At 71.0% G+C, this 23,199-nt stretch carries 21 protein-coding genes and 1 pseudogene; 14 read left to right on the forward strand and 8 right to left on the reverse strand.

Going from position 1 to position 23,199, the window contains the following annotated elements; genetic code table 11:
* The 8 genes from AB0K00_RS45635 to AB0K00_RS45670 form a co-directional block, all read left to right on the forward strand.
* Positions 1–820 (forward strand): DUF4352 domain-containing protein (locus AB0K00_RS45635; protein ID WP_363535310.1); only part of this gene is annotated, 820 nt, incomplete at its 5' end.
* A 235-nt stretch (positions 821–1,055) separates the two neighbouring features.
* Complete coding sequence (locus AB0K00_RS45640) at positions 1,056–2,057, forward strand: LacI family DNA-binding transcriptional regulator (protein WP_363535313.1); 1,002 nt, start codon at positions 1,056–1,058, stop codon at positions 2,055–2,057.
* Between the two features lie 151 nt (positions 2,058–2,208).
* Entirely contained in the window at positions 2,209–3,882 is a 1,674-nt protein-coding gene (locus AB0K00_RS45645; protein WP_363535315.1) for an ABC transporter substrate-binding protein, read from the forward strand.
* 93 nt (positions 3,883–3,975) lie between these two features.
* Entirely contained in the window at positions 3,976–5,109 is a 1,134-nt protein-coding gene (locus AB0K00_RS45650) for an ABC transporter ATP-binding protein (protein ID WP_363535318.1), read from the forward strand.
* Positions 5,106–6,086 (forward strand): ABC transporter permease, encoded by a 981-nt coding sequence (locus tag AB0K00_RS45655; protein ID WP_363535321.1) that lies wholly within the window; start codon positions 5,106–5,108, stop codon positions 6,084–6,086. Before AB0K00_RS45650 ends, AB0K00_RS45655 begins: the two co-directional genes overlap by 4 nt.
* 1 nt (position 6,087) lies before the next feature.
* Positions 6,088–7,215 carry an ABC transporter permease gene (locus tag AB0K00_RS45660; protein ID WP_363535324.1) on the forward strand — a complete coding sequence of 376 codons (1,128 nt, stop codon included), beginning with the start codon at positions 6,088–6,090 and terminating at the stop codon, positions 7,213–7,215.
* Between the two features lie 8 nt (positions 7,216–7,223).
* Positions 7,224–8,225, forward strand: coding sequence for an ABC transporter ATP-binding protein (locus tag AB0K00_RS45665; protein ID WP_363535526.1), 1,002 nt, complete (start codon positions 7,224–7,226; stop codon positions 8,223–8,225).
* Positions 8,226–8,270: 45 nt separating this feature from the next.
* Entirely contained in the window at positions 8,271–9,665 is a 1,395-nt protein-coding gene (locus AB0K00_RS45670; RefSeq protein ID WP_363535327.1) for a GH1 family beta-glucosidase, read from the forward strand.
* Between the two features lie 4 nt (positions 9,666–9,669).
* On the opposite strand, the gene dinB is transcribed toward AB0K00_RS45670, so the two are convergent.
* A complete protein-coding gene (gene dinB, locus AB0K00_RS45675; RefSeq protein WP_363535330.1) occupies positions 9,670–10,860 on the reverse strand; it encodes a DNA polymerase IV in 1,191 nt (396 codons plus the stop codon).
* Positions 10,861–11,075: 215 nt separating this feature from the next.
* Between dinB and AB0K00_RS45680 the strand changes: the two genes are divergently transcribed.
* Complete coding sequence (locus AB0K00_RS45680) at positions 11,076–11,774, forward strand: hypothetical protein (protein ID WP_363535333.1); 699 nt, start codon at positions 11,076–11,078, stop codon at positions 11,772–11,774.
* A gap of 127 nt (positions 11,775–11,901) precedes the next feature.
* Positions 11,902–12,307: pseudogene (locus AB0K00_RS45685) on the forward strand (hypothetical protein).
* On the opposite strand, the gene AB0K00_RS45690 reads toward AB0K00_RS45685, so the two are convergent.
* Positions 12,299–13,729, reverse strand: a complete 1,431-nt coding sequence (locus AB0K00_RS45690) for an ATP-binding protein (protein ID WP_363535336.1) — start codon at positions 13,727–13,729, stop codon at positions 12,299–12,301. The pseudogene AB0K00_RS45685 and the gene AB0K00_RS45690 sit on opposite strands and share 9 nt — an antisense overlap.
* Positions 13,730–13,814: 85 nt before the next feature.
* On the reverse strand, positions 13,815–15,467 hold the full coding sequence (locus AB0K00_RS45695; protein WP_363535339.1) for an FAD-dependent oxidoreductase: 1,653 nt from the start codon (positions 15,465–15,467) through the stop codon (positions 13,815–13,817).
* Between the two features lie 102 nt (positions 15,468–15,569).
* Between AB0K00_RS45695 and AB0K00_RS45700 the strand changes: the two genes are divergently transcribed.
* The 3 genes from AB0K00_RS45700 (at position 15,570) to AB0K00_RS45710 (ending at position 18,825) form a co-directional block, all read left to right on the forward strand.
* Positions 15,570–15,860 carry a UBP-type zinc finger domain-containing protein gene (locus AB0K00_RS45700; RefSeq protein WP_363535341.1) on the forward strand — a complete coding sequence of 97 codons (291 nt, stop codon included), beginning with the start codon at positions 15,570–15,572 and terminating at the stop codon, positions 15,858–15,860.
* Between the two features lie 153 nt (positions 15,861–16,013).
* Positions 16,014–17,576, forward strand: coding sequence for a condensation domain-containing protein (locus AB0K00_RS45705; RefSeq protein WP_363535344.1), 1,563 nt, complete (start codon positions 16,014–16,016; stop codon positions 17,574–17,576).
* A gap of 439 nt (positions 17,577–18,015) precedes the next feature.
* Positions 18,016–18,825: a maleylpyruvate isomerase N-terminal domain-containing protein gene (locus AB0K00_RS45710; protein WP_363535346.1), complete on the forward strand. Its 810-nt coding sequence runs from the start codon at positions 18,016–18,018 to the stop codon at positions 18,823–18,825.
* A gap of 65 nt (positions 18,826–18,890) precedes the next feature.
* On the opposite strand, the gene AB0K00_RS45715 is transcribed toward AB0K00_RS45710, so the two are convergent.
* Together AB0K00_RS45715 and AB0K00_RS45720 are read right to left on the reverse strand one after the other, a co-directional pair.
* Complete coding sequence (locus AB0K00_RS45715; RefSeq protein WP_363535349.1) at positions 18,891–19,760, reverse strand: NAD(+)/NADH kinase; 870 nt, start codon at positions 19,758–19,760, stop codon at positions 18,891–18,893.
* A gap of 18 nt (positions 19,761–19,778) precedes the next feature.
* Positions 19,779–20,363, reverse strand: coding sequence for a YoaK family protein (locus AB0K00_RS45720; protein ID WP_363535352.1), 585 nt, complete (start codon positions 20,361–20,363; stop codon positions 19,779–19,781).
* A 140-nt stretch (positions 20,364–20,503) separates the two neighbouring features.
* Here AB0K00_RS45720 and AB0K00_RS45725 point away from each other — a divergent pair, with 140 nt between their 5' ends.
* A complete protein-coding gene (locus AB0K00_RS45725; protein WP_363535355.1) occupies positions 20,504–20,974 on the forward strand; it encodes an ATP-binding protein in 471 nt (156 codons plus the stop codon).
* Positions 20,975–21,003: 29 nt separating this feature from the next.
* Here AB0K00_RS45725 and AB0K00_RS45730 read toward each other — a convergent pair whose 3' ends face one another.
* The 3 genes from AB0K00_RS45730 to AB0K00_RS45740 form a co-directional block, all read right to left on the reverse strand.
* Complete coding sequence (locus tag AB0K00_RS45730; protein WP_363535357.1) at positions 21,004–22,188, reverse strand: MFS transporter; 1,185 nt, start codon at positions 22,186–22,188, stop codon at positions 21,004–21,006.
* 73 nt (positions 22,189–22,261) lie between these two features.
* Positions 22,262–22,675: a VOC family protein gene (locus tag AB0K00_RS45735; protein ID WP_363535360.1), complete on the reverse strand. Its 414-nt coding sequence runs from the start codon at positions 22,673–22,675 to the stop codon at positions 22,262–22,264.
* A gap of 5 nt (positions 22,676–22,680) precedes the next feature.
* The gene (locus AB0K00_RS45740; RefSeq protein WP_363535363.1) at positions 22,681–23,166 is read right to left on the reverse strand and encodes a helix-turn-helix transcriptional regulator; all 486 of its coding nucleotides are present in this window, start codon (positions 23,164–23,166) and stop codon (positions 22,681–22,683) included.
* Positions 23,167–23,199: the final 33 nt, after the last annotated feature.

The following is a 23,199-nucleotide window of genomic DNA, read 5'->3' on the forward strand; positions in this document are numbered from 1 at the left end:
GCGCGGCGCCGCGCCGCCGAGACCGCCCAAGGGCCGCCGCTTCGTCCCCGGCGCCGCGCCCGTCGGGCCGGTCTCGCCGACCGCCGTGCACGGCACACACGTGGCCGGGATGCCCGTTTCGCCGACCCCGGTGAGCCCGACGATGCTCGATCCGACGCGCGGCACCGCCGCCGTCGCCGGCGCGTCCCACTCCGCGGGACAATGGGCGGGTCACAATCCGGGCACGACCGGGCCGCGGATGCCGCTGCCTCCGCCGCCCCGCCCGGCGCCGCGCCGGATCGGCCGCGCGGTGAGCGCCGTCGTGGCGGTCCTCATCGTCCTCGGCTGTCTCTGGGGCGTGTTCCGGCTCGCCGACTCGGCCGGTTCCGGCGACCCGCAGGCCGGTCCCAGCACCGCGGCGCCGGCCAGCAAGGCGCCGTCGAAGAAGCCGAGCCCGGTGGCGACCGACGGCGGGATCCGCTTCACCGTCGTGGACTTCGGCTGCGGCGTGGCGCAGATCGGCAAGCGGCCCGTGGTCAGGCAGGCGAAGGGCGAGTTCTGCCTGGTGGAGCTCCAGGTGGAGAACCTCGGCAGCGGCGGCACCTACATCTGGCAGGGCTCGCAGCGGCTGCGCGACACCGACGGCAACGACCACAAACCGGACGACTGGTCGTGGCTCTACAACGAGGCGACCCGGCCGCTGTACGGCGAGATCAAGGCGGGCAAACCGGTCACCGGCACCCTCGTCTTCGACGTGCCGAAGGGCCTCAGTTTCGACGTGCTGGTCGTCAAGCAGCAGCCGCTGAGCGACGGCACGGTCATCCGCCTGCCCGGCCGGTAGAGCGCTTTCGCGGGCAGCCTCCAGCGTCGTCGCGACGGTCCGCGCATCGACGTGCTGCCGAGCAAACACCACGGCGCGAGCCCTTGGCAAGGTTTTCTCGGACGTTAACTTTCGTTACCACCGTGTTATTGACACCACAGTCCGCAATCGGATTTAGTGTGCCGGAACCGGTTGCGGAACCGGTTCCAGAAAACGCTCTCTTGCCAGAAAGCGCTCTCACAGAGAGGATCGCGACGTGCCGATCACCATCGCCGATGTCGCGTCCCGCGCGGGGGTCAGCAAGACCACCGTCTCGCGGGTGCTCAACGGCAAAGGGGAGGTCGACGAGTCGACCGCGGCACGGGTGCGGAGGGTCATCGACGAGCTGGGCTACACGCCCAGCGCGCGGGCGGTCAACCTCGCCCGTGGGCACACCAGGGTCATCGGGATGTTGGTCCCGTCACTGATCTGGCCGTGGATGGGCGAGATCGTGCAGGGAGCGGTTGATGTCGTCGAGGCGGAGGGTTACGGGTTGCTGCTGTTCACGTGCAACCGTGGCGCCGAGTCGATGCGGCAGTTCTCCGCGCAGGTCTCCGGCAAGGCCTTCGACGGCCTGCTGGCGATCGAGCCGGAGGGCACCCTGGACTACCTCGCCGACCTGTACGCCGGCGGCCTGCCGGTGGTGCTCATCGACGACCGCGGCGACAAGCCGCTCATGCCGTCGGTCGGGACCACCAACCGGGCCGGCGGGGCTCTCGCCGCCCGGCATCTCGTCGAGATCGGCCGGCGGCGCCCGTTGGTGATCACCGGCCCCGAGAAGTTCGGCTGCACCCAGGACCGGCTTCGCGGCTTCGCGGACGTCTTCGAAGCCGCCGGCGCCCCGGTCGATCCGCGTTTTGTGATGGAGGGCGACTTCACCTACGACTGCGGCACCCAGGCGATCCAGCGTGCGCTGGGCCTGGGCCTCGACTTCGACGCCGTCTTCGCCCACAACGACCTGTCCGCCGCCGGTGCCCTCCAGGCGCTGCGTCACGCGGGCCGCACGGTGCCGGGAGATGTCGCCCTCGTGGGCTTCGACGACATCCTCCACGCCGCGCACACCGAGCCCCCACTCTCGACCATCCGCCAGCCGATGCGGCAGATGGGTGAGATGGCGGCCCGGCGGCTCATCGCGCACTTCGACGGCACGCCGTTGACGAGTGAGCCCAACATCCTGTCCACCACGCTCGTCGTGCGGTCCTCGACCGTGCCGGCGTAGCCCGAGCGCCCCACCGATCAAGCACCTGAAGGACCAGCACCAGCACCACCGACGCCGCACCAAAGGGCGGGACCTGCCGCAAGAAGGCCCCGTCGTCATACCCCGAATGCCCGCCCCACCTGTCGATCCAGGTACGTAAGGAGACACCCCCGTGCATACCAGACGCTCCGTTGTGCTCGGCCTCGCCGGGTTGCTCGCCACCGGCGCCCTTGCCGCGTGCGGCGATTCGCCGAACGAGAAGGCCAAGTCCGAGGGCCCGACGATCCTCAACGTCGGCATGCCGAACGGCCCGCAGACCGAGAACCAGAACCCGTTCCTCAGCACCTCGGCCTCGTCGAAGTCCGGCTACAAGTGGGCGCTGTACGAGCCGCTGATGATGTGGAACCCGGTCAAGCCGGCCGACCCGATGAAGCCGTGGCTCGCCACCAAGGCGGAGTGGTCCAAGGACTACACGTCGGTCAAGGTCAGCATCCGTGACAACGCGGAGTGGACCGACGGCCAGAAGGTCACCGCCGATGACGTCGCGTTCACCTACAAGCTGGTCCGCGACAACGACGCGCTCAACACCGGTGGCCTGACGATCAGCGACGCGACGGTCAGCGGCTCGGACGTGACGATCACGTTCAAGAACCCGCAGTTCGTCAGCCAGCACAAGGCCATCGCCCAGGTGCCGATCGTCCCCAAGCACATCTGGGAGAAGGTGTCGGACCCGAAGACCGAGCTCGCGAAGGACCCGATCGGCTCGGGCCCCTACAAGCTCAAGTCGTTCACCCCGCAGACCGCCACGCTGACGGTCAAGGACAAGGGCTACTGGCAGGCACTGCCGGCGGTCAAGGAGCTGCGGTACACCTCCTACACCGACAACAACGCGCAGACCACCGCGCTTGCCAACGGTGAGTCGGAGTGGAGCTTCGTCTTCATCCCCAACGTGAAGACGGTCTTCATCGACAAGGACGCCGCGCACCACAAGATCTGGGCGCCGCCGGTCCTGGGCATCCACGGTCTGTACATCAACACCACCAAGGCGCCGTTCGACGACAAGAACCTGCGCGTGGCCATGAGCATGGTCATCGACCGTGACGACATCTTCAACACGGCCGAGGCCGGCTACTTCCACCCGCTGGTCAAGAGCGTGACCGGTCTGCCCAGCCCCGCCGGCGACGCGTTCATCGCGCCGGAGTTCAAGGGCAAGGACTACAAGATCGACATCGAGGGTGCCAAGGCGCTCCTGACGGCGAACGGTTACAAGTACGAGGGCACCACCCTGAAGGACAAGACCGGCAAGGCCGTCACGCTCACGCTGACCGACCCCGCCGGCTGGTCTGACTACCAGACCTCGCTCGAGATCGTGAAGTCCAACCTCGCGAAGATCGGCATCGAGGCCACGGTCGAGAAGGCCAACCAGGACGCGTGGTTCAAGAACGTCGAGGCCGGTCAGTTCGACGCGGGCTTCCGGTGGACCAACGGCGGCAACACGCCGTACGACATCTACCAGACGATCATGGACGGCGACCTGCTCAAGCCGGTCGGCACCGCCAGCCCCGCGGGCAACTTCGGGCGCTTCAACAACCCGGACGCCACCAAGGCGCTGCGTGCCTACCAGTCGGCCACCGACGACGCGGTCCGCGTGCAGGCAATGAACACCCTGCAGAAGATCTTCGTCGAGCAGATGCCGATGATCCCCGTCGGCGCCGACAATGTCGGTGGGGCCTACTCCACGAAGCAGTGGACCGGCTGGCCGGACGACGCCAACCCCTACGGCGCCGCCCAGCCCACCCAGCCCAACGCGCTCGACGTGATCCTGCACCTCAAGCCGGCCTCCTGACCGGTCGCAAGTGACACCGCTCCCCGGGTGGCCCGCGAGGGCCGCCCGGGGAGCGGCACCCCGTGACCCACACCCCAAGACAGGAACATCGGCATGACGTTGAGCGAAAGCACGACGGCGCCGGTCGGTGAGGTGGTGCTGGAGGCCGTCGGCCTGACCAAGCATTTCCCACTCCGCAGGCGGCTGAGTGATCTTTTCTCCGGCAAGAAGGCGGCAGTCCACGCGGTGGACGACGTCAACCTCACTCTGCGACGGGGCAGGGTCACGGCACTGGTCGGCGAGTCCGGCTCCGGCAAGTCCACGGTCGCCCGCCTGCTCGCGCAGCTCTACCCGCGCACCGCTGGCGACATCCTGCTGCACGGCTCCTCGACCACGGTGCGCGGCGGACGCCGTTTCCGCACCTACGTCAAGCGCGTGCAGCTCATCTTCCAGGACCCGTTCGGTTCGCTCAACCCGGTTCACACGGTGCGCTACCACCTGACCCGTTCGCTGCGCATCCACGGCAACGCGGGCAAGACCCCGGCCGACCTCGAGGCGGCCCTGGCCAACCTGCTCAACCGGGTCAGCCTCACCCCGCCCGAGCGCTACGTGGACAAGTTCCCGCACGAGCTGTCCGGCGGCCAGCGCCAGCGCGTCGCGATCGCCCGCGCCCTGGGCGCCGACCCGGAGGCCCTGCTCGCCGACGAGCCGGTCTCCATGCTCGACGTGTCGATCCGTCTGGGCATCCTGAACCTGCTGCGGGACCTCAAGGAGCGGCTGAACCTGGCCATCCTGTACATCACGCACGACATCGCCTCGGCGCGCTACTTCGCCGACGAGACCATGGTCATGTACGCCGGCCGCATGGTCGAGGGCGGCGACAGCGAGACCGTCACGCAGAACCCCGCACACCCTTACACCCGGCTGCTGATCGAGTCCGCGCCCGACCCGGACCGCATCGAGGGCATCGCCGACCCGACCCGCCTGGACCGCGGCAACGGCGAGCCGCCGAGCCTGATCAACCCCCCGGCCGGCTGCCGGTTCAACCCGCGCTGCCCGCACGTCATGCCCCGCTGCAAGGTCGACCTTCCGCCGAAGCTGGAGATCGGCGACCGCGACGGGCACTGGGCGGCCTGCTGGCTGTACGACGCGGAGACCGTCGCCAAAGAAGGCATCGGCTCGGCGGCCGAAGGTGTCTCGTCCATTCCCACCCCGCCGGCCCTGACGCTGACGGAGGAGGCACGATGAAGTTCCTGCTGCAACGCTTCGCCTTCTACACGTTCACGCTGTGGGCGGCGATCACCCTCAACTTCTTCATCCCGCGGGTCATGCCCGGCGACCCGGTCAGCTCGCTGATCTCCAAGAACCAGGGCCGGCTGTCCAGCGACGCGATCCACTCCCTCACGGTGCTGTTCGGTCTGGACAAGAACCAGAGCCTGTGGGACCAGTACATCGGTTACTGGAAGCAGCTGCTGCACGGCGACCTCGGCATGTCCTTCACGTTCTTCCCGACGCCGGTGTCCGAGGTGATCAGCCAGAGCCTGCCGTGGACGGTCGGCCTGGTCGGCATCACCACCGTCCTGAGCTTCATCCTCGGCACCGCCGTGGGCGTCGGCGCGGGCTGGAAGCGCGGCTCGTGGATCGACAGCCTGCTGCCCGTCACCACGTTCCTGTCCTCGGTGCCGTTCTTCTGGCTCGGCCTCGTCGCGATCGCCCTGCTCGCCGGCCCCGGCAGCTACTTCCCGTCCTCCGGCGGCTTCACCCCCGGCCTGGTGCCGGCGTGGGACCAGTACTTCATCGGCAGCGCCATCAACCACAGCATCCTGCCGGCAGCGACGATCCTCATCTCCTCGATGAGCGGCTGGGTGCTCGGCATGCGCAACATGATGGTCACCGTCGCCTCCGAGGACTACGTGACCGTCGCGCACGCCAAGGGCCTGTCCGACAAGCGGGTCGCCCTGATGTACGCGGCCCGCAACGCGCTGCTGCCCAACGTCTCCGGGTTCGCGCTGTCGCTGGGCTTCATCGTCGGCGGCACCCTGCTGGTGGAGATCGTGTTCTCCTACCCGGGCGTGGGCTACCAGCTCTTCCAGGGCGTCCAGGCGTACGACTACCCGCTGATGCAGGGCATCTTCCTGGTCATCACGATCTCGGTGCTGGTGGCCAACCTGCTGGCCGACGTGGCCTACCTGCTGCTCGACCCGCGCACCCGAAAGAGTGGTTGAGATGACCGTCACCCCCTCCAGCATCGAGCAGGTGATCCCCGGCCAGGGCTCGATGGCCCAGCCGAGCATGAAGCCGGCGTCGAAGGCGAAGCGCAAGCGGTTCCGGTTCATCGCCAACGGCAAGGCCGCGACGGGCCTCATCGTCCTGGGCATCTACGTGCTGATCGCGATCATCGGCCCGTGGATCTCCCCGTACGACCCGGACCTGATCACCGCGGACAAGCTGCAGTCGCCGTCGGGCTCGCACTGGTTCGGCACGGACCACCTCGGCAAGGACATCTTCAGCCAGATCCTCGTCGGTGCTCGCGGCGTCGTCCTGGTCGGCTTCCTCGCCGGCATCGTCGCCACGATCCTGTCCGTCCTGATCGGCGTCACCTCCGGCTACCTGGGCGGCGCCGCCGACGAGAGCCTCTCGGCGGTGTCCAACGTCTTCCTGGTCATCCCGGCGCTGCCGCTGATCATCATCGTCACCTCGACGATCACCAACGCCGGCGACCTCGTCGTCGCGCTGGTCATCGGGTGTACATCCTGGGCGTACGGCGCCCGGGTACTGAGAGCCCAGACACTCTCGCTACGACGGCGCGACTACGTCGAGGCGGCCCGGGCGACCGGCGAGCAGACCTGGCGGATCGTGCTCTTCGAGATCCTGCCGAACCTGACCGCGATCATCGCGTCCAGCTTCGTCGGCACCGTCATCTTCGCCGTCCTGTCCGAGATCACGCTGGCCTTCATCGGCATCTCGTCGGTCTCCACCTGGAACTGGGGCACGATCCTGTTCTGGGCGCAGGGCCAGCAGGCCCTCGCGCAGGGCGCCTGGTGGTGGTTCGTGCCGGCCGGTCTGGCCATCGCGTTCCTCGGCACCGCGCTGAGCCTGATCAACTTCGGCATCGACGAGTTCGTCAGCCCCCGGCTGCGCACCGCCGGCGTCGGCTCGCGGCGGGCCCCCAACGGCGACAAGGTCCCCATGCGGGTCGGGTTCACCCCCGTCATCCGCGGCCGCGTCGAGACCACCCCCGAGATCGAGATCAAGCACCCGCCCGCGAGCAACGGGCGCGCCGGCAGCGCCGGCGACGCCGACTACGTCGCGACCGAGGGTCACAGCACCGGCACCGATGGAGCGAAGCGATGACCCAAGTCCTGACCCGGCCGCTGCTGGAGATCAAGAACCTCGACGTCGACTACGGTCTCGGCGAGGAGGCGGTCAAGGCCGTCCGCGACGTGAGCCTCACCATCCACCGCGGCGAGGTGGTCGGCCTGGCCGGGGAGAGCGGCAGCGGCAAGTCGACCCTCGCCTACGGCGTCACCCGGCTGCTCCCGCCGCCCGGCGTAGTGTCCAACGGCTCGGTCGTCTACCACCCGCCGACCGGCGACCCGTACGACGTGCTCAACCTCTCCCACAACGAGCTGCGCAAGTACCGGTGGGCGGAGACCTCGATCGTGTTCCAGGGCGCGATGAACTCGCTCAACCCGGTGCACAAGGTCTCCGTCCAGCTCATGGACGCCATCCGGGCGCACGACCCGAGCTCCACGAAGGCCAGCCGGCTGGCGCGGGCCAAGGAGCTGCTGCGCCTCGTCGGCATCGCCGAGGACCGGCTCGAGGCGTACCCGCACCAGCTGTCCGGCGGCATGCGCCAGCGCGTCATGATCGGCATGGCCCTCGCCCTGGAGCCGCAGCTGGTCATCATGGACGAGCCGACGACCGCGCTCGACGTGGTCATGCAGCGGCAGATCCTCGGCCAGCTCGTCGAGCTGCGCGAGCGGCTCGGCTTCTCGGTCCTGTTCATCACGCACGACCTGTCGCTGCTGGTCGAGTTCTCCGACCGGATCGCGATCATGTACGGCGGACGGATCGTCGAGGAGGCGCCGTCGTCGGCGATCTACCGCGACCCGAAGCACCCTTACAGCGAGGGCCTGCTGCGTTCGTTCCCGGCGCTGCGCGGCGCCCGCCGGGAACTGACCGGCATCCCCGGCTCACCGCCCGACCTGCGCGGCATGCCCACCGGCTGCTCGTTCCACCCGCGCTGCCCGAAGGCATTCGAGCCGTGCTCGACCGACCTGCCGATCCTGGGCAAGCCCGACGATCACGTCGGTGAGCCCCGCACCGTCGCCTGTTGGCTGCATCCGGTCACCGCCGGTTGAGCCAGCCGCTGGCACAACGTCCCAGTAACTGAAAACAGGAGAACCATGGACACGACCGCGACACCCCTCGATGTGCAGAATCCGATCGCCACACTCCCGCCTTCCTTCCGTTGGGGAGTGGCGACCTCGGCCTACCAGATCGAGGGCGCGGTCGACGAGGACGGGCGGACCCGGTCCATCTGGGACACCTTCTGCGAGGTGCCCGACGCCATCGACAAGGGTGACACCGGCGAGATCGCCTGCGACCACTACCACCGCATGCCGCAGGACGTCGCGCTGATCCGTGACCTCGGTGTCGACCTGTACCGCTTCTCCGTGGCGTGGCCGCGGGTCCAGCCCCGCGGCCGCGGCCCGGTGAACCCGGCCGGCCTCGGCTTCTACGACCGGCTCACCGACGAACTCCTGGCCAACGGCGTCGAGCCGTGGCTCACCCTGTATCACTGGGACCTCCCGCAGGAGCTGGAGGACGCCGGCGGCTGGCCCGTCCGCGACACCGCCTACCGGTTCGCCGACTTCAGCATGCTCGTCTTCGACGCGCTCAAGGACCGCATCAAGACCTGGACGACGCTCAACGAGCCGTGGTGCTCGGCGATGCTCGGCTACGCCTACGGCGTGCACGCCCCGGGCCGGCGTGACTTCGCCGCCAGCATGCACGCCGTGCACCACCTCCTGCTCGGTCACGGCCTCGCGACCCAGCGCATGAAGGAGGCGGCCGGCGAGCAGCACGAGTTCGGCATCACGCTGAACATGGGCGTCAGCACCCCCGAGACCGACAGCGCCGCCGACCGCGACGCGGCCCGCCGCAGCGACGCGCTGAGCACCCGCATCTACCTCGACCCGCTGGTGCACGGCCGGTACCCGGCGGACCTGGTGGCCGATCTCGCCGCGCAGGGCATCGAGCTGCCCGTCCAGGACGGCGACCTCGAGGTCATCAAGACCCCCATCGACGTCCTCGGCGTCAACTACTACTTCAGCGAGACGGTCTCCGGCGTCGACGAGGACGGCAACACCCACGACGCGACCGGCCTGCCCGTCAGCCGCCCCATCCCGACCGGCCGCCCGATCACCGCGATGGGCTGGGAGATCGTCCCCGAGGGCTTCACCCAGCTGCTCGTGCGCCTCTGGGAGGACTACCGGCTGCCGATCTTCGTCACCGAGAACGGCTCCGCCTTCCACGACGAGCCCGACGAGACCGGCTTCGTCCGCGACGACGACCGCATCGCCTACTTCGACTCCCACATCGGCGCGGTCGCCCTGGCCCGCCAGCAGGGCGCCGACATCCGCGGCTACTTCGCGTGGTCGCTGATGGACAACTTCGAGTGGGCGTACGGCTACGACAAGCGCTTCGGCATCGTCTACGTCGACTACGACACGCAGGAGCGCACCCCGAAGCAGTCCGCGCTCTGGTACCGCGACACCATCCGCGCGCTGCGGGGTTAGGTGTTCAGTCCGGCAGCAGGGGAGTTGTGGGCCCCTGCTGCCGGCCCAGCAGCGACGCCCGGGTGAGCGACGCCGAGCCGAACCGGTTGCGGACCTGATCCATCGCCGAGTCCAGTTCACCCCCGGTGCGCGCATGCAGCGGCAGTTCGAGTTGTACGGCGCCGTCCCCGTCCAAGTTGGCAACGGCAATGCCGACGAGCGTCAACCCTCGCGTCGCGATGAGATCTCCTGATTGCCGGTGCAGCCGGTGTACCGCGTCGAGAATCGTCGTGGTGTGCCACGTCTCCTTCGCCAGGGTGTGCGAGCGGGTGACCTTCGTGAAGTCGGCGAACCGCAGCCTGAGCACCACCGTCCGGCCGCCCCGTTCGGCCGCGCGCAGCCGGCGGCAGACCCGGTCGACCAGCTCCGCCAGGACCGCCTCGACGAACGCCGGCGGGTGCGGGCCGCGACCCAGGGCCCGCTGCGCGCCCATCGACCGGCGCCGCCGCCCGACCTGCACCGGCCGCGGATCCCGGTTGTGCGCCAGGGCGTTCAGGTGCCGGCCGGAGCCCTCACCGAGCAGCGACACCAGGGTCGCCTCGCCGAGCCGGGCCACCTGCCCGACGGTCGTGATCCGGTGCGCGCGCAGCTTGCCGGACGTGACCGCGCCGACGCCCCACAGCCGCTCGACCGGCAGCGCGTGCAGGAACGTCAGCTCGTCGGCGGGCTCCACGACCAGCAGCCCGTCGGGTTTGGCCACCCCGCTGGCCACCTTCGCCAGGAACTTCGTCCTCGCCACGCCGACCGTGATCGGCAGCCCGACCTCGCGCAGCACGTCCCCGCGCAGCTTCTCCGCGATGCGCCGCGGCGTCCCGGCGATCCGCCACAGCCCCCGCACGTCCAGGAACGCCTCGTCGATCGAGATCCCCTCCACGACCGGCGTGGTGTCCCGGAACACCTCGAACACCTTGTTGCTGGCCTCCGAGTACGCCCGCATCCGCGGCGGCACCACGATCGCGTCCGGGCACAACTGCCGCGCCTGCCGGCCGCCCATCGCCGTGCGCACCCCGCGCCGTTTCGCCTCATAGCTGCACGCGAGGACGACCCCGCCGCCGACGATCACCGGCCGGCCCCGCAGGCGCGGATCGTCGCGCTGCTCCACCGAGGCGTAGAACGCGTCGAGGTCAGCGTGCAGGATCGAGGCGCCCTCCGACACGAACATATGTTCGCATGAGTCGCCCTTCGCGCGGCAAGACTTGCGGCCGGCAACCGCGGCGATCGGTGTGTCGCAGCGCTCCGGAGTGCCGATAGGATCGATGTCCACGAGCGTCGTCCCGGTGGTCTTCGGCGAGCCCCGGGCGCCCGCGTTCGCGCCGCCGCCTGCCTGCCTGGAGTCCCCATGTCGCATCAGTCGCCGATCGTGTGTGCCGCATGAGCAACCGAACGAAGCTGCGCCCCGCGCCTCGCCGCGGTCCGATCCAACGCGGCGCCGCCCCGGCGTCGATCTGGCGCCGGCTCGCGCTGCCGGCCGCCGCCCTGGTCGTCGGCGGCCTCCTCGGCTGGTGGATCGTCGCGGCCACGTCGGACCCACGCACCGACGCGCAGCAGCGGATCGACGCGCTGCAGGTCGCTGAGGTGCAACGCGACACCGAGCAGGTGGTGCGGCTGACCGATCAGGCGCGCCGGAACGCCGACATGCTGGCGCCGGTCATGGAGGCGATGTACGCCGCGCTGCCCGCCGGCGCCGCCTCACCCGGACCGCTCGCCACCGCGGCGCAGGTCGAGGGCTGGAAGGCGGTCACCCGGAAGGTCGTGAGCGACTTCGCGGACGCGCCGTCGGCCGGGACCGCGGTCAACGTCGCCCGGTCCGGCTTCGCCACCGGCGCCCGCCAGCTCGACCTGGCCGTCGACACGTACACCGAGGCGGTCAAGGCCACCGACGCCCAGCGACCGGCACTGCTCGCGCTCGCCGCCCGGCAACGCGACAGCGCCGTCGTGACCTGGTCCATCGGCGGAACCCAGCTCGACTCGCTCAACGTGGACACCGGCCACGGCCACCAGCACGTGTTCCTGCCGAGCGCACCGGGGCAGGGTGCGATGACCTCCGACGGCTCAAAGGAAGGCAACTGACCGCCCCCGTGGGTGACACCCGAGGGTTCAGCGTTGAGTGAATACAGCCAGCGCTGTGCCGTCGGGCCGTAGAGCCCTTGACGCACGGGCAGGTCCTGGCCAGATTCGGTCACGCACTGTCCGCTGGGTGACCTGCTGGGCCTGGTCCTGGCCGTGGACCCGGCCGCCTGCCCGGCGGGCGGTGCTGAGCCGGCGGGTGCGGCTGTTCGTCGCCGCGACGATCACCTACAACGTCGTCGAGGCGGTCATCGCGCTGACCGCCGGCACCCTGGCGTCCTCGACGGCACTGATCGGTTTCGGTCTCGACTCCGTGATCGAGGTGTCGTCGGCGGCCGCGGTGGCATAGCAGTTCTCCGGCCCGGACCAACGCGCTGTTCGGCTGGTGGTGGGCCGATCCGCTGGCGGCGTCGGTGATCGCGGCCGTGGCCGTCAAGGAGGGCCGCGAGGCGTGGCGCGGCGACGCGTGCTGCAGCCCCGCCGCCGCGCTGCGGTCCGGTCCGGCGCGGGCCGGCGCGTGCCGGGCGTCACGCTGAGGGGGTGGCCTCCGTCAGGGGGAGCAGGACCGTGAAGCGGGTGTCGCCCGGGGTCGAGGTGACCCGGATGTCGCCGTGGTGCTTCTTCACCACGATGCGGTACGAGATGTCCAGGCCCAGACCCGTGCCCTCACCGACCGGCTTGGTGGTGAAGAACGGCTCGAAGATGCGGGGGCGGACCTCCGCCGGGATGCCCGAACCGGTGTCGGCGAACTCGACGCCGAGGCAGTCGCCGTCCAGCGACGTGGTGATCGTCAGCGTGCCGGAGCCGTCCATGGCGGCGACCGCGTTGTCGATCAGGTTGGTCCAGACCTGGTTGAGCTCGGCCGCGTACGCGGGGATCGGCGGCAGGTCGCGGTCGTAGTGGGTGACGACCCGCACGCCCTGCTTGGAGATCTTGGCGTTGAGCATGATGAGGGTGGCGTCCAGCAGCTCGTGCACGTCGACGACCTGGAACGGGCCGCGGTCCAGCTGCGAGTACTGCTTCGCCGCGTTGACCAGGCCGGAGATGCGGGTGACGGCGTCGTCGATCTCGCCCATCAGCAGCTCGGTCTCGATCGTGTAGACCAGCCAGCGCACGGCGGGCTCCAGGTCGAGCTTGCCAACGCAGTGCTTGACGTCGTCCAGCCACGCCACGTCGACGCCGCCGGCGACCAGGGTCGGGGCGAGATCCCAGGCGCCGTTGACGCCACGCTCGTCGAGCCAGTCGCCGATGGTGTCCTCGGCGTCGCTGGCGGCCAGCGCGGAGCGCTTCGGCGCGTTCGCGGCCAGCTTGACCGCCCGCTCCTGCAGCTCCACCAGGCCGTGCAGCTGCTGGCCGTCGAGGCGGCCGTCGGCGATCATCGCGAGCTTATGCCGCATCCCGGCGATGCGGTCACGCAGGACGGCGGTGGCCCGTACCGCCGCCGCGGCCGGATTGTTCAGCTCGTGGGTCAGTCCCGCGGACAGCGCGCCCAGCGCGAGGAGGCGCTCGCGTTCGGCGGCCGCGTTGTTGTTGTTCCGCATGCCGAAGAACAGGCCCTCGAGCAGGTGCATCGCCATCGGGAACCACTCGCGCATCGCGGCACCCAGTTCGACGCCGGGCAGCTCGTACACCTCGGTGTCGGTGATCGCGTGCATGGTGTTGTTGTAGAGCTGCGGAACCCGCTCGCCGAGGTATGCCTGGGTGGCGCCGCCGTAGACGCCGACCTGGTCGGTGCGGCTGAGCTCGATGTCGTCGCCGTGGACGTTGCGGCTGAGGCTCACCATGCCGTCGAGCAGCACGACGAAGCAGGTCGCGGGCTCGCCTTCGCGGTACACCATGTCACCGCCGCCGTACCGCACCGCGACGCCGCGTTCGGCCAGCCATACCAGCTGGTCCTCGTCAAGGGCCTCGAACAGGAACAACTTCCGCAGCTCTGCAACTTCGAGCTTCCGGCTCATTCCGTCACCTCCGCTGCGCTCCGGCGCCGGAATGAGCTTCCACTGTGCTCATGATGAGCGGCCTTTCCGCTTCGCTCCAGACCGCTCATTGACCCTCCACCAGGTACCGGTGCACGAGCGACACCGCCATGGCGCCCTCGCCGACGGCGGAGGCCACCCTCTTCACCGAGTCTGCGCGCACATCACCCGCGGCGAACACTCCAGGCACACTGGACTCGAGGTGATAGGGGTCACGGCCGAGCGCGAGGTGGCCGTTGCTGTCCTCCACGTCCAGGCCGGTGAGCACGAAGCCGCGGGTGTCGCGCTGCACCACACCGTCGAGCCAGTCCGTGCGCGGCTCCGCGCCGATGAAGATGAACAGCCACGAGCTGTCCACGGTCCGCTCGGCGCCGCCGTCCACGGAGCGCAACGTGAGCCGCTCCAGGTGCTCGTCGCCGTCCGCGCCGATGATCTCGGTGCACGGGTGGACCTCGATGGTCGGCACCGCGGCGATCTGCTCGATGAGGTACCGCGACATCGACGCGTCCAGGTTGGGCGCCCGGATGACCAGGTGCACCTGCCGCGCGTAGCGGCTGAAGAACATCGCCGCCTGCCCCGCCGAGTTCGCCCCGCCGACGATGTAGACGTCCTGATCCGAGCAGCTCGGCGCCTCCGTGGACGCGGATCCGTAGTACACCCCGCGACCGTGGAACTGCTCCAGGCCGGGAGCCTTCAAGCGCCGGTAGGACACCCCGGTCGCCAGGATCACGCTGTGCGCCGCGATCGTCGTGCCGTCCTCGAAATGCAGCACGCGGGCCGAGCCCTGCACGGCGAGCCGGGTGACCCGGCACGCGGTGAGCAGCTCCGCGCCGAACTTGACCGCCTGGCGGCGGGCCCGGTCGGTGAGCTGCGCGCCGGAGACCCCGTCGGGGAAGCCGAGATAGTTCTCGATCCGGCTGCTCTGCCCGGCCTGCCCGCCGGTCGCCCGCTCCTCGAGCAGCACCGTGCGAAGGCCCTCGGAGGCGCCGTACACCGCCGCGCCGAGACCCGCGGGCCCGCCGCCGACGACGACCAGGTCGTAGAAGTCCGATGCCGGCGTGGTGGTCAGGCCGACCTGCACCGCCAGCTCCGACTCGGTCGGCGCGACCATGGTCTTGCCCTCGGGGGTCACGACCAGCGGCACGTCGGCGTCGGTCAGCCCGGCGGCCGTCAGCAGGCGCTGCCCCTCGGCGTCGTCCGTGGTGAACCAGCGGTAGGAGACCATGTTGCGGGCCAGGAAGTCACGGACCTTGAACGACGGCGCCGACCACCGGTGCCCGACGATCTTCACGTCGGCGATCTGGCGGTCCGGTGCGGCCTTCCACGCCTCGAGCATGGCGTCCATCACCGGGTACAGCTTCTCCTCCGGCGGGTGCCACGGCTTGAGCAGGTAGTGGTCGAGGTCGACGACGTTGATCGCCTGGATCGCGGCGTCGGTGTCGGCGTACGCGGTCAGCAGCACCCGGCGGGCGCGGGGGAACAGGTCCATCGCGTGCTCGAGGAACTGCAGGCCGGTCATGTTGGGCATGCGGTAGTCCGCGAGCAGCACCGCGACCTGCTCGCCGCGCAGTTTCAGCTCCTTGAGCGCGTCCAGGGCCTCCTGGCCCGAGTCGGCGCGGATGATGCGGTAGTCCTCGGCATACTGCTTACGCAGATCACGGGCGACCGCCCGGGACACCGCGGGATCGTCGTCCACGGTCAAGATCGCTGGCTTGGCCATGTTCCTAATCCAACCACGCGATTCGGCGATCAACGAATACTGCCCGCGGCGGGTGAGACGGCTTCGCGCGTCCCAAGGTCCTCACGGGATACGGTGTGCTCCGTGAGCAACCCGTGTGAGCACCTCGACCTCATCAACGACGTCCAGCCCAGCGCGGACGGCTGCGAGGACTGCCTCGCCGTCGGCGGCCGCTGGGTGCACCTGCGGGTCTGCCTGACCTGCGGGCATGTCGGCTGCTGCGACTCCTCGCCGGCCAAGCACGCCACCGCGCACTACAACAGCATCGGCCATCCGCTGGTCCAGTCGTTCGAGCCGGGCGAGGAGTGGGTGTGGTGCTACGCCGACGACGCCCTGCTCAAGGTCGCCGGCCTGCCGGAGCGCTCCCACCCGTGACGGCCGCTGAGCCGGCCGGCCGCGTGACGGCCGCTGAGCCGGCCGGCCGCGTGACGGCCGTTGGGCCGGCCGCCGTGACGGCGGCTGGGCCGGCGCTGGGGCATAGACGATCGGCTACTTCCGGTAGTTTTTTCGCGGCCTAAAGTAAGCCCCATGACGGTGACGTTCGATGGGGGCGGGGCCGGCTCCGGCCCGCTGTCGTGGGGACAGCTGGACATCTGGGTCAAGATGAGCGCCCTCGGTCAGTCGCTGGCGATGGGCGGGGTTCGCCCGCTGCCGGCCGGCACCGGCGTCCACGACGTCGCCGCCGAGCTGCGGTACCTCATGAGCCGCTACGAGAGCATGCGCACCCGCCTCGTACCGGACGGTGACGGCCCACCCCGGCAGGTCGTGCACGGCCACGGCGAGATCGACCTGGAGATCGTCGAGGCGGGGGAGTCGGATCCGGAGGAGGTCGCGGGGCGGGTCGAGGCCCGGTACCGGGCGGAGCCTTTCGACCACGTCAACGACTGGCCGGTCCGCATGGCGGTCGTGCGGTCCGGCGACGAGTGCCGCTTCGCCGTCCTCGTGATGTCACACCTGGTGCTCGACGGCGCCGGCGCGGTGCTGATGATGGCCGAGACCGACGCCCGCACCGCCGCCCCCGTCCAGGGCCACTCCGCCCTCGAACAGGCCCGCCGGCAGTCCCTACCGGCCGGCGCACGGCAGAACGCGGCCGCGCTGCGACACTGGGACACCCACCTGCGCACGATTCCCGCCCCGCGCGTTCCCCCGTCCCGCGACGCACGCCGCCCACGGCACTGGACCGGAGTCCTGCACTCCACAGCGCTGCCCAGGGCGCTGGTCGTCGCGGCGACGCGCGCGGGCACCGAGGCGGCGCCGGCCTTGCTCGCCGCGTTCGCGGTCGCCTTCGCCCGGATCACCGGCGTCACGGTGGTGCCGCTGCGCCTCGTGTCCAGCAACCGCTTCCGAGCCGGCCTCGCCGACGTGGTCTGCCCGGTGTCGCAGGCAGGCTTGTGCGTCATCGACACCGCCGGCGCCTCCACGGCTGGCGACTCTGCGGGCGGTGCCTCCGGGGGCGGCGGCTTCACGGGTGGCGGCTCCGCGGGCGGTGCCTCCGCGGGCGGTGCCTCCGCGGGCGGTGCCTCCGCGGGCGGCTTCACGGACGGTGCCTCCACGGGCGGTGCCTCCACGGGCGGCCACTTCACCGCCGGTGACTTCACCGCTGTGGTGCGGCGCACCCAGGGCGCCGCGCTCGCCGCCTACAAGCACGCCTACTACAACCGCCTTGAGCTCAACGCGGTGATCGCCGCCGTGGTCGCTGACCGGGGACCGCAGTTCGACCTGGACGTCAGCCTCAACGACCGGCGCCTCGGCGGCTCGCTGCAAGACGTGCCGCGCCGGGAGCGTAGTGAGTTCGCCTGGATCGCCACCCAGGACGAGCCGTCGTCATCGCTGTTCCTCAACGTCGACGGCTCCGACGAGGCGATGGCGATCACGATGTACCTCGACAGCCACTTCCTCGCCCCAGCCGACGGTGAGGCCCTGCTGTGGGCGATGGAGTCGATCGCCGTCGCGGCGGCCGCCGATGTCGCGGAGCGTGTGCCCGCCGGCGCCCAGGAGCGTGCGCCCGCCGGCGCCCAGCAACACGCAGCGGCCGACGCCCAAGAACGTGCAGCCGCCGATGTTCAGGAGCGTGTGGCCGCCGACGCCTAGCAACGTGCAAGCCCCACTCGCCGGGACCGCTGGCCGCCGACGCCGCCCCAGAACGCGCGGGCGCCGATCTCCGGGATCGCCGGCCGCCGACACCCGGGAACGTGCAGGCGCCGATCTCCGGGGAACGTCCGAGCGTCGCCGCCCGCGAACTCCCGGCCGCCGACGTCCAGCGACGTGCGGGCGACGATCGCCAGGAACGCCCGGGCGCCGATCGCCAGGAACGCCCGGGCGCCGATCGCCAGGAACGCCCGGGCGGGCGATGTCGAGGAGCGCGTCGTGGCTCCGACTGGGTTGTGGCGGCGTCACTCGGCCACTGGTTCGTGACGGCGTTACCGGTCCGGACGTCCGTGCCGGTTGACCGCTTACAGCACCGTACACCAGTACTGGAAATTGATCTCTGGTGTCGTAGCTGTCCAACTACGCTGCGAGATGAGGCGTCATGTGTTTCGAGCATCACCGTACCTGGATCGTCGCGCAGACCGAGCTGCTCGTGTCCGGCCTGCCTGCCGCCGCGGACCTGCGGGCGCCCGTGCCGTCCTGCCCGGGCTGGACGCTCGGCGCGCTGCTGCGGCACATCGGCGGCGGGCATCGGTGGGCTGCTGAGATCGTCCGGACCAGGGCGACCGGGTTTCTGCCCGACGACATCGTCCGCGACGTCGCCGGCGACGACACCGGGCCGGTCCCGGCCGGGTGGCTCCTCGACGGTGCGCACGAGCTCGCCGCCGCCCTGGCCGACGCCGGCCCCGACGAGTCCGTGTGGACGCCGTTCAACGAGGGTGGCATGCCGTTCTGGGCGCGCCGCTTCGCCCACGAGACTCTCATGCACCGCGCCGACGCGACCCTGGCTGCCGCGACGCCGTTCGAGGTTGCCACGGACGTCGCCGTCGATGCCCTCGATGAGTGGATGGAGCTGGACGCGCATCCGATCCACTTCGACCTCGACCCCGCGAAGAAGGCCATCCTCGGACCCGGCCGGACCGTCGCGCTATTCGCCGACGATCTGCCGGAAGAGGACGAGGTGCCGGAAGAGGACGCAGTGCCGGAAGGGCCCGGCACTGGCTGGTTCGTCGACCTGACCGGAGACGTCAACACCTGGCGGCGCGGCGCTGGGCCGGCCGCGGTCGCCGTCCGTGCACCGCTTCGGGAGCTGTTGCTGCTGGTGTACCGCCGCCGCACCCCCGACGGCCTCCCCGTGACCGGCGACGAGGCGCTGCTTCGGCACTGGCTCGGTCACGTCGCCTTCGGCTGAGCCACCTGTTCGAACATCTGCAGCCCGGTAAGGCATCTGCAGCCCGGTAAGGCATCTGCAGCCGGTCAGGCGTCCTCCACCTCGAGGCTGCCGTTGACCTGGAGCTTGCGGCGGGCCCGCTCGTAGAAGGTGGTGTAGCCGAGGCGCACCACCTTCGCCGCGGCGGGTGCCGCCGACACGGTCAGCATGTCGCCGGGCTTCAGCTCGGCGCTCAGGACGCCGTCGACCTCCATGACGAGGCGGCCGCTGGACGGCAGCAGCTCCAGGTCGAGGTCCTCGTCGGGGGACAGCACCAGCGCCCGGTTGAACGCCGAGTGCGCCGCCGCCGGCACGACCAGGATGCCCTCGACGTTCGGCGACACGATCGGGCCGCCGGCGGAGAAGCTGTAGGCGGTCGACCCCGTCGGCGTGGCCACGATGAGGGCGTCGGCGGAGTATCGCACGAACGGATATCCCTGCATGGAGATGCCGATCGCGGCGAGGCCCTGCCCCGGCACCCGCACCAGGGCGATGTCGTTGAAGGCGATCACATCGGTGCCGTCGGGCAGCCGGGTGCGGATCGCCATGCGGGGTTCCACGGTGAACCGGTGTGCGTCGATCGCGGTCAACGCCGTCGAGAGCTCGTCGACGGCTACCTCGGCGAGGAACCCGAGCCGGCCGAGGTTGACCCCGAGCACCGGGGTCGGCTTGCCCGACAGCAGCCGCATGCTGCGCAGCATGGTGCCGTCGCCGCCGAGACTCACCACGAGCGACGCCCGGCTCACCAGCTCGTCGGCGTTGACCGCGACGGCAGTGCAGTCGATGCGGTCGACCTCGTCGGGCAGCCCGAGCACCGTCACGTCGCGGGTCCTCGCCCAGTCGATGATGGCGTCGATCGCCGGCTTCGAGTCGCGCCGGGGATGCAGAACCAGTCCGACCGTGTGCACCATGCCCATGGCGCAACTGTACGACCGTCACAGGTGGGCCGGTTCGCGGTGCCGGGCCGGCGGCGCCGACACCGACTGCCGGCCCAGCGAACCCACCACGAGGGCGATGGCGACCAGCAGCACCGCCGGTAGCGGCCCGACCCATGGCACCCGCTCCAGCAGCAGCGCCGCGCCCACCGCGCCGACCGGGATGCACGCCAGTGACAGCAGGTTGGCGCTCGTCGGCGCCGTGGTCGGGTCGATCGGGTCGCGGGCGGCGGCGTGCTGCAGGCCCGTCGCGATGGCGGCGAGGGCGAGCAGCGGCAGCTGGGTGAGGCCGCGCGGGTCGTGCTGCGCCACCATCCACCCGCCGCACAGGGTGCACAGCGCGAGCAGCGCCCCGACCAGGCAGCGGCTCGGCGCGATCCGGCGGGCGAGCAGGGCCGTGCCGCCGTACACGGCGACGGACAGCGCGCCCCGCAGCGCCGTCTCCGGCAGCCGCTGGACGGCGGAGACGCCAAGGACGACCAGGTTGCCGGTCACGACGCTGCCGAACACGCCGCCGAGGAACAGCAGGCAGATGCCGTCGACGTACCCGGCCGCGAGGGCCAGCAACCACTGTGTTCGTCGCATCCGCGACCCGTGCCCAGATCCGCGCGACCCACCCTCACCCGCACCGGGTGAGCATGTTTGTCGTGTGACAAACATGAAACAGGTGGTGCTGAGGGTACGGTCGCTGGTGACGGCGACAAGGGAGAGGGGGCGACGACACGGTGTCGATCGCGTTGCGGCTCGCACTGCATCTCCCGCGGGACGCCGCGACGGTGCCGATGGCCAGGCGCCTGCTGGACCAGGCGCTGCGGACGCTCGGCGTGGAGCCCGGCTGCCGCGACGACATCGGCCTGATCCTCACCGAGGCGTGCGCCAACGTCATCGAGCACGCCCGTGACATCGACGACTACGAGATCAGCATCGACGTCAGCGACCTGCGCTGCGTGATCCACGTCGTCAACGACGGTTCCGTGATCGACCCTGGGCGCCTGGTCCTCGCGACCGAGATGACCGAGCGTGAGCTCGCCGCGCTGGACTTCTCGGTCCTCGACGAGCACGGTCGCGGCCTGCACATCATCCGGGCCCTCGCCGACGAGCTGTACCTCATCCCGGCCCAGGCCGGCGGCCTGGTCCTGCAGGCAGTGACCACCCTGCGCTGGACCAGCGACGCCGAGATCTGGCAACGCCGCTGACCGTCGCCGGTCCGGCCGGCGGCGTTGCTTCACGCGCTGGGCAGGGGTGACGCGGCGGCCAGGGTGACCGCGCGGCGGCTCAGCAGGGTGATCGCCGCCGCGGCGACCGCGCCGCCGAGCGCGACGGCGACGGCCGCCCGCGCCGACGACCCGTCGACCGCGGCGCCGGCCAGGGCGCTGCCGAGCGCGGTGCCTGCCGCCGTCGCCGTGCCCGTCCACATCCGCGCCTCGGTGCCCGTCCCGGCGGGCGCGGCCCGGTCGGTGAGCTCGTAGGCGATCGCGTTCAACGGCGCCAGCGGCGTCCCGGCCAGCACGAACAGCGCCGCCAGCCACCACGGCCCGACCGGCAGCAGCAGCGGCGCGAAGGCCACGCACATCGCCGCCGACAGTAGCCCGAACCCGGCCGGCGACAGGTGCGGCGTGAGGCTGCCCAGCAGGCTGCCGGCCGCGAACCCGCCGAGCAGCACCCCGGCGAACCCGGCCCGGCCGCCGGCGGTGGCGAACGCGGCCGCCGCGACCTGCAACGCCCCGATCGCGACCCCGAGGGCGGTGCGCGACCCGACCAGGGACACGATGGCCGGTGAGCGCAGCGGCCCGAGCAGGCCGCGGGCCGCCCTGGCCGGGGGGCGCCACGCCCTGGCCGGCGGCAGCAGCGCGAACCCGGCGGTCGCCACGACCGCGAGCCCGGCCGTGACGATCAGCCCGAGCGCCGGCCGGCCGAGCGCGACGACGGCGCCGGCGACCACCGGACCGGCGATGAACCCGACCTCGAGCAGGGCGCTCTCCAGCCGGTACGACGCGCGCAACTGCGGCCCCTCGCCCAGCAGTGCGATCCAGATGCCGCGCATGCACGCCGCGACGGGCGGCCGGGCCGCGCCGGCGACCGCGGCGAGCGCGACGAGGACCCCGAGCGGCGCCGACGGGCGCAGCGCCACCCCGAGCAGCGCCCCGCCGTGCACGGCCGCCGTGGCGAGCAGCACCGGCGTCTGGCCGATCCGGTCGACGAGGCGGCCGACGAGGGGCGCGCCGGCACTGGCGCCGACGGCGAAGACGCCGGCCACGATCCCGGCCGCGCCGAACGACCCGCGCTCGTGCTGCACCAGCAGGACCATGGCGAGGGCGACCGCGCCCGCCGACAGCCGGGTCAGCAGGTTCGTGACCGCGAGGGCCTTCGCGAACGGCCGCCCCAGCACCGCTGCCCAGAGTCTCAACACCCCGGCAGTTGTACGTGACCCGCCCGCCGCCCGCACCGCATTTCCGGCCGGCCGGGAGGTGCAGCGCCGAGGCTCAGCGTGTCTCTTGGATGCGGATGAGGTTGCCGGCGGGGTCGCGGATGGCGCAGTCGCGGACCCCGTACGGCTGGTCCATCGGCTCCTGCACGATCTCGGCGTCGCCGGCCTGCACCCGCGCGAACAGGGCGTCGAGGTCGCCGGTGGCCAGGTTGACGCCGGAGTAGGTGCCCTTGGCCATCATCTCCGCGATGGCGCGACACTCGTCGTCGGTCCTGCCGCCGCCGGGCACCGCGACGGGCTCCAGGACCAGTGACGTGCCGGGCTGGTCGGCTGGACCGACGGTGATCCAGCGCAGCCCGTCGTAGCCGACGTCGTTGCGGACCTCGAAGCCGAGCACGTCGCGGTAGAAGGCGAGGGAGGCGTCCGGGTCGGTGTGCGGCAGGAACGCCGAGTGGATGGAGATGTCCATGCCGGTCACGCTACGGACGGCTGGACGGCGGGCGCTTCTCGATTCCTGACCGGATTCCTGTCCGGATTCCTGACGGGATTCCGGACCGGTCTGGTCACCTGTTTCGCCACGCACGGCGGCATGCCGGCGGTCGCGCCCGCCGCGCGGGCCCGGTAGGCGCTGGGCGGCATGCCGACGAGCTCGGTGAAGCGGGTGCTGAACGTGCCCAGCGACGAGCAGCCGACGGCGAAGCACACCTCGGTGACGCTCAGGTCGCCGCGGCGCAGCAGCGCCATCGCGCGTTCGATGCGCCGGGTCATCAGGTACGAGTACGGTGACTCGCCGTAGGCGGCCCGGAACTCGCGGCTGAGGTGCCCGGCGGACATGTGCACCCCGCGGGCGAGCTCCTCGACGTCGAGCGGCTGGGCGTGGTCCCGGTCGATCCGGTCCCGGACCCGGCGCAGCCGGGCCAGGTCACGCAGGTGCTGCGCGGTGGCGGGCGGGCTGGTCATGCCACCGATCGTGCCACATCCGCCGGGTACGGT

Origin of the sequence: Dactylosporangium sp. NPDC049525 (assembly GCF_040676755.1) — a bacterium.
Taxonomy (GTDB): Bacteria; Actinomycetota; Actinomycetes; order Mycobacteriales; family Micromonosporaceae; genus Dactylosporangium.